General features: G+C 50.3%; 8 protein-coding genes, 1 tRNA gene and 1 other RNA gene. All 10 read left to right on the top strand.

Annotated elements, in window-relative coordinates; translation table 11 throughout:
- On the top strand, positions 1-1,395 hold a 1,395-nt coding region (gene thrS / locus Q0499_RS11020), incomplete at its 5' end, for a threonine--tRNA ligase (protein WP_299199256.1).
- Positions 1,396-1,417: 22 nt separating this feature from the next.
- A complete protein-coding gene (infC, locus tag Q0499_RS11015) occupies positions 1,418-1,960 on the top strand; it encodes a translation initiation factor IF-3 (protein ID WP_299199259.1) in 543 nt (180 codons plus the stop codon).
- A gap of 103 nt (positions 1,961-2,063) precedes the next feature.
- Positions 2,064-2,258, top strand: a complete 195-nt coding sequence (rpmI, locus tag Q0499_RS11010) for a 50S ribosomal protein L35 (RefSeq protein WP_091357366.1) — start codon at positions 2,064-2,066, stop codon at positions 2,256-2,258.
- 40 nt (positions 2,259-2,298) lie between these two features.
- Entirely contained in the window at positions 2,299-2,652 is a 354-nt protein-coding gene (rplT, locus tag Q0499_RS11005) for a 50S ribosomal protein L20 (RefSeq protein ID WP_091357364.1), read from the top strand.
- Positions 2,653-2,739: 87 nt separating this feature from the next.
- A complete protein-coding gene (gene pheS, locus Q0499_RS11000; RefSeq protein WP_299199253.1) occupies positions 2,740-3,723 on the top strand; it encodes a phenylalanine--tRNA ligase subunit alpha in 984 nt (327 codons plus the stop codon).
- 72 nt (positions 3,724-3,795) lie between these two features.
- Positions 3,796-6,186 carry a phenylalanine--tRNA ligase subunit beta gene (gene pheT / locus Q0499_RS10995; RefSeq protein WP_299199251.1) on the top strand — a complete coding sequence of 797 codons (2,391 nt, stop codon included), beginning with the start codon at positions 3,796-3,798 and terminating at the stop codon, positions 6,184-6,186.
- An 18-nt stretch (positions 6,187-6,204) separates the two neighbouring features.
- Entirely contained in the window at positions 6,205-6,501 is a 297-nt protein-coding gene (gene ihfA, locus Q0499_RS10990) for an integration host factor subunit alpha (RefSeq protein ID WP_091357359.1), read from the top strand.
- Positions 6,488-6,850, top strand: coding sequence for a MerR family transcriptional regulator (locus Q0499_RS10985; protein ID WP_299199248.1), 363 nt, complete (start codon positions 6,488-6,490; stop codon positions 6,848-6,850). Before ihfA ends, Q0499_RS10985 begins: the two co-directional genes overlap by 14 nt.
- A gap of 90 nt (positions 6,851-6,940) precedes the next feature.
- Positions 6,941-7,017, top strand: a tRNA-Pro gene (locus tag Q0499_RS10980).
- A gap of 47 nt (positions 7,018-7,064) precedes the next feature.
- A non-coding RNA gene (locus Q0499_RS10975) (RtT sRNA) lies at positions 7,065-7,185 on the top strand.
- The last annotated feature ends 687 nt before the right edge of the window (positions 7,186-7,872 follow it).

The following is a 7,872-nucleotide window of genomic DNA, read 5'->3' as shown; positions in this document are numbered from 1 at the left end:
GGTGATTTTATCGATCTCTGTCGCGGACCTCATGTGCCTTCGACCGGCCATATTAAAGTCTTCAAGCTGATGAAACTGGCGGGTGCATACTGGCGCGGTAACTCTGATAACGAGATGTTGCAGCGTATTTACGGTACTGCCTGGGGCGATAAGAAAGATCTTAAAGAGTATCTGCACCGTCTGGAAGAAGCGGAAAAACGCGATCACCGCAAACTGGGCAAGCAACTGAACCTGTTTCACCTGCAGGAAGAAGCGCCGGGTATGGTGTTCTGGCACCCCGATGGCTGGACCCTGTATCAGGGGATCGAGCAGTACATGCGCCAGAAGCTGCGCAAGCATGGCTATAATGAGATTAAAACCCCTCAGGTGGTTGAACGCACTCTGTGGGAGAAGTCCGGTCACTGGGATAAGTTTTCAGAAGAGATGTTTACCACTCATTCTGAAAACCGCGATTTCGCCATTAAGCCGATGAACTGTCCAGGTCATGTGCAGGTGTTTAACCAGGGGTTGCGTTCCTATCGTGATCTGCCGCTGCGTCTGGCAGAGTTTGGCTGTTGTCACCGGAATGAACCGTCCGGTGCTCTGCATGGAATTATGCGGGTGCGCGGTTTCGTTCAGGATGATGCGCATATTTTCTGTGCAGAAAATGATATTCAGAACGAGGTTGCGCGTTTTATCGACTTCCTGCATGAAGTCTATGCTGACTTTGGTTTCACCGATGTGATCTACAAGCTGTCAACCCGGCCTGAAAAGCGGGTAGGGTCTGATGAAGTCTGGGATAAAGCGGAGAAAGCTCTGGGTGATGCGCTGGATGCTGCCGGTCTGGACTGGGATGAGCTGCCAGGTGAAGGTGCGTTCTACGGCCCTAAAGTGGAATTCTCTCTGAAAGACTGCCTGGGACGTGTCTGGCAGTGCGGTACCATTCAGGTGGACTTCTCCATGCCGGGACGCCTGGGTGCGCAGTTTGTTAACGAATCCGGTGATCGTGAAACGCCGGTGATGTTGCACCGGGCAATTCTGGGCTCGTTTGAGCGCTTTATCGGTATTCTGATTGAAAACTTTGCCGGCGCATTGCCGACCTGGTTGGCCCCTAAACAGGTGGCAATTCTGAATATTACCGATAAACAGGCGGAATATTGTCGCGAACTTGAAGAAAAACTCACAGAACTTGGATTCTTTGCCTCTGCGGACTTGAGAAATGAGAAGATCGGCTTTAAAATCCGCGAGCACACAATTCAGAAAGTTCCTTATCTGCTGGTCGTCGGCGATAAGGAAGTAGAAACCGGCGCTGTGGCAGTACGTACCCGCACCGGTGAAGATCTCGGCACATTGTCGATTGAAGAGTTTTGCGAGCATCTGAAGCAGGATGTTGCTCAGAAAGGCCGCAAAGAATAATTAATAGATTGGAGATACAGCTATCAAGCGAGATAACAGAAGAGGGCGTAATGAGCGGAATAAGCCGCCTATAAATGAGAATATCAGCGCCCGCGAGTGTCGGTTGATTGGTCCAGATGGAACACAGATAGGTGTAGTACCTATTAAAGACGCCCTAGAGGCGGCACAAGAAGTTGGCCTTGACCTGGTCCAGATTTCTGATTCTGATCCTATCGTCTGTAAGGTGATGGATTACGGTAAGTTCCTTTACGAGAAGAAGAAAGAAACGAATGCTGCGAAGAAGAAGCAAACGCAGATGCAGGTTAAGGAAATAAAATTCCGTCCTAATACGGAAATAGGGGATTATCAGGTAAAACTACGCAACCTGATACGTTTCCTTGAAGGTGGCGATAAGGTCAAGGTAACACTACGTTACCGCGGCCGTGAAATGGCACACCAGGAGTTAGGCATGCAGCTATTAAACCGGATTGAAAAGGATCTGGAAGAGCTGGGTGTCGTTGAGCAGCGTCCGAAAATGGAAGGCCGCCAATTGATCATGGTCATAGCTCCGAAAAAGAAAAAGTAGTCTGACGTAAGCGTAAAGCCCGTGCTGACTCACTGCGAGTTAAGTACGGGTTTTGTTGTTTATCCGGACGAAAGATAATTAACGAATGCGTGGGGATTTAGTAATGCCTAAAATGAAATCTTGCAGCGGTGCTGCGAAACGTTTTAAAAAGACTGCTAAAGGCTTTAAGCACAAACAGTCTTACACAAGCCACATCCTGACTAAGAAAACGACCAAGCGTAAGCGTCAATTGCGTCCAATGCTGCAAGTTGCAGCAGCTGATCAGAAACTGATCCGCCGCATGCTGCCTTACATCTAAGTCGTAGTAACCACAAATTCTAAGTTAGGAAGAAAGAAATATGGCACGTGTAAAACGTGGTGTCATTGCACACCGTCGTCACAAGAAGATCCTGAAGAAAGCTAAAGGTTACTACGGCGCTCGTAGCCGTGTGTTCCGTGTAGCTAAACAGGCTGTAATTAAAGCGGGTCAGTATGCATACCGCGACCGTCGTCAGCGTAAGCGTCAGTTCCGCGCGCTGTGGATTGCTCGTATCAACGCTGCTGCCCGCATCAATGGTCTGTCCTACAGCCGCTTTATTGCTGGCCTGAAGAAAGCATCTATCGAGATCGATCGTAAGGTGCTGGCTGATCTGGCTGTTCACGAAGCAAATGTTTTTGCTGCTATCGTTGAAAAAGCTAAAGCTGCACTGTAAGACACCTTTACCTATAACAGGGTAATAACTGATCGTTTAATAGGGGAAGGGTGCAAACTCTTCCCCTATTTTTATCTGGAGCGGTAAATGGAAAACATTGGAATCCTGCTTGAGCAAGGTAAGCAGGCTGCAGAACAGGCAACAAGCGCGCAGGATCTCGATCAGGTGCGGGTTCAGTATCTGGGTAAGAAAGGTCATCTTACCCAGCTATTGAAAAGTCTGGGTTCACTGAGTGCGGAAGAACGCCCTCAGGCAGGGGCGAAGATTAACGAAGCGAAACAGGCGTTGCAGGATGTGCTGAATGCACGTAAAGCAAACCTGGAATCTGCGGCACTGGAAGCGAAGCTGGCGGAAGAGACCATTGATGTCTCACTGCCGGGTCGCGGCCAGTCACTTGGTGGACTGCATCCGGTGACAAAAACCCTGCAGCGGATTGAGGAGTTCTTTGCCCGGATCGGTTATTCCGTGGCGGAAGGCCCAGAGATCGAAGATGATTACCATAACTTCGAAGCGCTGAATATTCCCTCGCATCACCCGGCACGGGCGATGCATGATACCTTCTATTTCAATGCCAACACCCTGTTGCGCACCCACACCTCCGGTGTTCAGGTACGTACCATGGAGAGCCAGCAACCACCGATCCGGATTATCTGTCCGGGCCGTGTGTATCGTTGCGACTATGACCAGACCCACTCACCGATGTTCCATCAGGTGGAAGGGCTGATCGTTGATAAAGATATCAGCTTTGCTGACCTCAAGGGTACGCTGGAACAGTTCCTGCGTGAGTTCTTTGAGGAAGATGTCAAAGTACGTTTCCGTCCCTCTTACTTCCCGTTTACTGAACCCTCGATTGAAGTGGATATCGATCGTGGTGATGGTAAGTGGCTGGAAGTGCTGGGGTGCGGCATCGTACATCCGAAAGTATTTGAGTATTCCGGTATCGATCCCGAGCAGTACACCGGTTTTGCCTTCGGTATGGGGGTAGAGCGTCTGGCGATGCTACGGTATGGCGTTAATGACCTGCGCCTGTTCTTTGAAAACGACCTGCGTTTCCTGGGTCAGTTTAACTAATAAGCCAGTTTGACTGATCAGAAACGGATAACGTCGTTTAAAAGTAGTTAAGAATTTTCGGAAAACAGAATTATGAAATTCAGTGAAAAGTGGTTACGTGAACTGGTAGACCCTGCCACAGATACTCAGGGCATCGCGGATCAGATCACCATGGCCGGTCTTGAGGTCGATGAGATTGTGCCGGTTGCCGGTCAGTTCAGTGGCGTGGTGGTGGGCGAGATTCTCTCTGCTGAACTCCATCCCAATGCGGATAAACTGCAGGTATGTCAGGTCACCGATGGCAGCGAAACCTTTCAGGTGGTTTGCGGTGCACCCAATGCCCGTGGTGGTCTGAAAACGGCCTTTGCTAAAGTCGGTGCGGTGCTGAGTGCGCCGGATGGCAGTGAGTTTAAGATTAAGAAAGCCAAACTGCGTCAGGTTGAATCCCACGGCATGCTCTGTGCGGATGATGAGCTGGGTATCTCTGATGATCATGCAGGCATTATGGAGCTGGCGGCCGATGCCCCGGTGGGTAGTTGTCTGCGTGACTATCTGGGCCTTGATGATGCGGTTATCGATGTTGATCTGACCCCTAACCGTGGTGACTGTCTGTCGATTACCGGCCTGGCCCGTGAAGTGGGTGTGCTGAACAAAGCGCCGGTCTGTTACGTTGAAGCAGAGCCGGTGGCGGCGACCATCGATGATAGTTTCCCGATTACACTGGAAGATGCGCAAGGCTGTCCCCGTTATCAGGGACGGGTTATCCGTAACGTTGATATGACCGCTGCCACACCGCTGTGGATGGTTGAAAAACTGCGCCGCTGTGGTATCCGCTCGATTGATCCGGTGGTTGATGTCACCAACTACGTGTTGCTGGAACTGGGTCAGCCGATGCATGCCTTTGATCTGAATACCCTCAGTGGCGGTATTGTGGTGCGTAAGGCAACGGCCGGTGAAAAACTGACGCTGCTGGATGGCAGTGAAGTTCAGCTGAACGACAACACTCTGGTGATTGCCGATCACGAGAAAGCGGTCGCGATGGCCGGTATTTTCGGTGGTGAAGCGACTGGTGTCACCGCTGCAACGAAAGATATCTTCCTTGAGTGCGCCTATTTTAACCCGATTACGATTGCGGGCCGGGCACGTTCCTATGGTCTGCATACCGATGCGTCTCACCGTTACGAGCGTGGCGTAGACTGGCAGTTACAGAGCAAAGCCACTGAGCGTGCAACCCGGTTGCTGTTAGATATCGTCGGTGGTGAAGCGGGTCCGGTGGTTGAAGCCGTGGCGCAAGAGAGTCTGCCCACTGCTGCAACCGTGACTCTGCGTCAGAGTAAAGTGAATCAGGTGCTGGCATTTGCCATGCCGGCAGCGGAGATCGAAGAGATTCTGACCCGTCTGGGGATGACACTGGAGCGCAGTGGCGACGATGAGTGGAGCGTTAAGGTTCCCTCTTACCGTTTTGATATCAGTATCGAAATCGATCTGATCGAAGAGCTGGCACGGGTTTATGGGTACAACAACCTGCCGGTTAAAGTGCCCACTGCCGAACTGAATATGATCGCCAATGATGAGTCCAAAGTGACCATCAAGAGCGTTCGTTCACAGCTGGTTGGCCGGGGCTATCAGGAAGCGGTAACTTACAGCTTTATTGAGAAAGGCCTGGCGGCTCAGTTTGATGATAAACATGAAGCGAAGGCGCTGGCGAACCCGATCTCTGCGGAGATGGCGGTAATGCGTACGACGATCTGGCCAGGGCTGGTTAAGGCGCTGCAATACAACCAGAACCGTCAGCAGCCCCGTGTGCGTCTGTTTGAGAGTGGTCAGCGCTTTTTGCCGGAAGGCGATCAACTGATTCAGGAAAACGTGGTTGCCGGTCTGATCTGTGGTCCGCGTCAGTCTGAAGGCTGGAGTGCTGATTCCGCCTCTGTCGATTTCTACGATCTGAAAGGTGATGTTGAGTCACTGTTAGCGCTGGGTGGCTGTGCCGACCAGTTCAGCTTTGTGGCTGAGCGTCACGTGGCACTGCACCCCGGTCAGTCCGCAGCGATTAAACGCAATGGCGAAACCGTTGGTTATATGGGGGCGTTGCATCCTGAACTGGTCAAGAGTTTAGGCCTGAGCGGTCCTGTGTTCCTGTTTGAGATCATTCAGGCGGTATTGCTGGACGGTGGCATGCCGCGCTTCACCAGTCTGTCTAAGTTCCCTGAGAGCCGTCGTGACCTGGCGCTGCTGGTGGACGAGTCCGTTGCCTTCGCCGATATTCGTGCAATAGCACAGCAGCAGGGGGGAGAATTCCTCACCGCGGTGACGCTGTTTGACGTTTATCAGGGTAAAGGTGTCGAACCTGGTCAAAAAAGCATCGCTCTGGGCTTGACCTGGCAGCATCCTTCGCGCACTCTTAACGATGAAGAGATCAACGAAGTCATTGATTTTGTTGTGTCTGCACTGAAAAATCAGTTTGGTGCTACATTAAGAGTTTAATCGACAGGGGTGATTCTGATGGGCTCTTTGACTAAAGCAGATATGGCTGAGCGCCTGTACGAAGATCTGGGACTTAATAAACGGGAAGCAAAAGAGATGGTGGAAGCCTTCTTTGATGAGATCCGTATGAGCCTGGCTGAAAATGAACAGGTAAAGCTATCCGGGTTTGGCAACTTTGACCTGCGTGATAAACGCGAGCGTCCGGGGCGCAACCCGAAAACCGGTGAAGAGGTACCGATCTCTGCACGCCGAGTCGTGACTTTCCGTCCGGGGCAAAAACTGAAAGAACGCGTTGAGGCCTATGAAGGAGACTGATCTGGTCTCGGATGATCTGCCAGCTATTCCCACAAAGCGCTACTTCACCATCGGTGAAGTAGCGCGTTTGTGTGAGCTCAAGCCGCATGTACTGAGGTATTGGGAGCAGGAGTTTGAGCAGATCAAACCGGTAAAACGTAGCGGTCGTCGTTACTATCAGCGCCAGGATGTGCTGATTATTCGCCAGATCCAGGGGCTTCTCCATGACCAGGGCTATACCATCAGTGGTGCCCGGCAATGGCTGAGTGGCGATCAGGCGGTCGATGACACGGCCCGTTACAAGCAGTTGATTCGTCAGACGATTACCGAGCTTGAAGATATTCGTAAGCTGCTGAAATCAGTGAAATAAAGTTGTAAGAAACTTCACAATAGCCCTTTTCAGAAGCCGAGGGTTGGCGTAATATAGCCACCTCTTATCGAGACCTCGGTCTCACAGTGTCGGGATGTAGCGCAGCCTGGTAGCGCACTTGCATGGGGTGCAAGGGGTCGTGGGTTCAAATCCCGCTATCCCGACCAATTAGATATAAAAGAAACCGGCTTATTGCCGGTTTTTTTGTGTCTGTTATATGTCTTGCTGAAGCGGGATTTGGTACAGCCGAGCGGAGCGAGACAACATCGCCTGCCTTTGGCGATGGCCCGAAGGGTGAGGAGTGAAACGACGAGTCAATCCCGCTATCCCGACCAATTATTTTTGTTTAAAATTAATGCTTTATAAGAAAGACCCTTGTAGGGTCTTTTTTCGTTTCAGGGCTGGGTACAGGATAGGTACAGGAAAACTGTACAGAAAGTTTAATGCAGTATTGAGCGCTTACTTCTAGCACCTATCAGACAACAGGATTAATTTCTTAAAAGCTCAGAGAGCCTGTTATATCTAAACTGCTTCAGCGCTAAGAAATTTTACTTTATTTATAATGTTTACTGGCTTATTTGTTCTTCAAAAGGCGCATCAGAAAAACACGTTGATGGTGCTTAACGTGTGTTTCTCCATTATTGCGTAAATTAATTGTAACAATGACGCTAAGTCACTGTTGGTTTTTAGGGGCCCAAGCAGTGCATGCGCCTTTGTTTTCTTCTGCGCTAAACGGAAGTTACATGCTTACTATATGCTTCAGAAAAAGGTGACGTTTAGCGGCTTTAAAGTGTTGTTTTTGTATACAGTAGGCAACCACTGCTTCGCGAAGCTATTTCAAATTTATCTTTCAGTTATCCGGTGAAATCTGAAACTTCATTTAGATGGACTAGGGAAGGTGCGATTAAGTGCCAATGTTTTGCTTAATTCGCTGATTTCAGCAGGAATGATCAAAATTCAGCCAAGCAATTCTCTTATCTTACCGTCTGCATAACGATTTCGCTGAATGCAGACGGATCTAC

Origin of the sequence: uncultured Amphritea sp. (assembly GCF_937127095.1) — a bacterium.
In the GTDB taxonomy this organism is placed as follows: Bacteria; Pseudomonadota; Gammaproteobacteria; order Pseudomonadales; family Balneatricaceae; genus Amphritea.
This window is presented reverse-complemented; position numbering and strand designations above follow the sequence as displayed.